This is a genomic window from Acetatifactor sp. (assembly GCF_982438285.1).
On the sequence record NZ_CEWDFQ010000467.1, the window covers coordinates 1 to 1,897 of the forward strand.

The following is a 1,897-nucleotide window of genomic DNA, read 5'->3' on the forward strand; positions in this document are numbered from 1 at the left end:
TCACAAAACAGAGGATGTTTCTGTAAAATGACAGAATTTTAAACACACCCCTCACTTTTTTTTATTGTTGCTTTTCAAAAGGGAAATTATAATAAAGTTATCAAAAAACCAGCGCGCGCATCACACAAGACAACAGGAGGAGAAAAAGTGAAAAAGCGAGTGAAAAGCAGCAAAGTCAAAAAAGCAGTTTCCCTGATTCTGGCGGCGGGTATGTGCGTTTCCTTGGCAGCCTGTGGAAGCAGCGGTGAGGAAACACAAAGCACCCAGGAGGCTGCCCAGACCAGCGAGGCCTCCGGAGAAACCTCCCAGGCGACAGAAAGCCAGAGCACGGATACAGCGCAAGGCACAGGCGCATCCCTTAGAATTGCATGGTGGGGAGGCCAGGACCGACACAACGACACCATAGCGGCACTGGATCTGTATGCGGAAGAGACAGGATCGGAATTTACCTATGAATATACAAGCTGGACCAGCTATTTTGAAAATCTTGCCACCCAGGCTGTAGGAGGAAATTTGCCGGATGTTATCCAGATGTCCACCAGTGATATTATCAATTTTTCCAGAAATGGCCAGATTATCGATCTGCAGCCCTATGTTGACGACGGCACTATCGATACCTCCAATATGGCGGAAAACAGCTTAAACGGCGGTATGGTGGACGGCCAGCTGACAGGAATCACAACGGGCAACAACACATTTGCTGTAGTTTATAATACAGATATTTTTGATCAGGCTGGCGTGGAATATCCTACAGACGATTGGAACTGGACCGAATTTTTGGACACGGCAAAGGCTGTTTATGATGCAACCGGTATTCAGACAGAGATTCCCTTCCTCTCTGAGGCACGCTGGGTCATTGAGTCCATGGTGCGCAGCATGGGATATGATTTCTTCTCCGAGGACGGCACCTCTCTTCCCTGGGCGGAGGACGAAGCGGTAGTTACTGCTGTGACCAATACCATTCAGAGGATATATGACGGCGTTCAGGAAGGCTATCTGGTTGACCCTGAGGTACAGGTGGCGTGGTCAGCTACGGAGGATTACTATATTTCCCAGGGAAATTCGGCTATGTCCATGATCTTAAGCAATCAATATTCCATGTATTGCGGAGCCCTTGGACAGGAGCTTGGACAGGTGATGCTGCCCAGAATGGATGAGGGCACTCAGCCCGGTATGGCCTTAAATCCCAATATGTACTGGAGTATTTCTGCAAACTGCGAGAATCCCCAAGCTGCAGCAGAGCTGATCAACTATTTGATCAACGATGAGGAAGCGGCCAAGCTGATCGGTGCAGACAGAGGAATCTCTCTTTCCTCTTCCATCCGCGAGATGCTGGCAGCAGATCCTGAGACCGATGTGTACACCCAGGATTCCCTGGAGTTTATCGACAGAGTGTCAGCCCAGGTGAGCGTTACCGGTACGCCTGATCCTTTGAATTCCTCAGAACTGATGAATGTGATGAAAAATGATTATGTTGCGGTAATGTACGGTGAGATGACAGCGGAAGAATGTATGGCAGATATTATCGCACAGGCAGCTTCCATCCTTCCCTCATAATGCAGGAATTTTGGAAAGGAAAATGATACGGGGGAGCTTTGGCTCCCCTTTCTATTGCATGAAAACGCAGAGAGGAAACGGGGTATCACTATGACGATCATGGAAAAAGCATCTTCGATCAAGACAAGACGTCCGCGCCGTACGGGCAGCAGCTGGATAGGCTATCTGTTCATCGGCCCATGGCTGATCTGCTTTCTGGCATTTACGGCTGTTCCTTTTGTGACGTCCTTCTTTTTATCCTTTACGGAATACAATATGCTGTCGGCCCCTAAGTTTATCGGGTTTGATAACTATATTGAAATGTTTACAAACGACAGGCTGTTTACCACCTCCCTTGGGG

At 48.3% G+C, this 1,897-nt stretch carries 1 protein-coding gene and 1 pseudogene; both read left to right on the plus strand.

Annotated elements, in window-relative coordinates:
- The first annotated feature begins 147 nt into the window (after nucleotides 1-147).
- Complete coding sequence (locus tag AC1WIP_RS15315) at nucleotides 148-1,557, plus strand: ABC transporter substrate-binding protein (RefSeq protein WP_481142639.1); 1,410 nt, start codon at nucleotides 148-150, stop codon at nucleotides 1,555-1,557.
- Between the two features lie 90 nt (nucleotides 1,558-1,647).
- Nucleotides 1,648-1,897: pseudogene (locus tag AC1WIP_RS15320) on the plus strand (sugar ABC transporter permease); the annotation flags it as partial.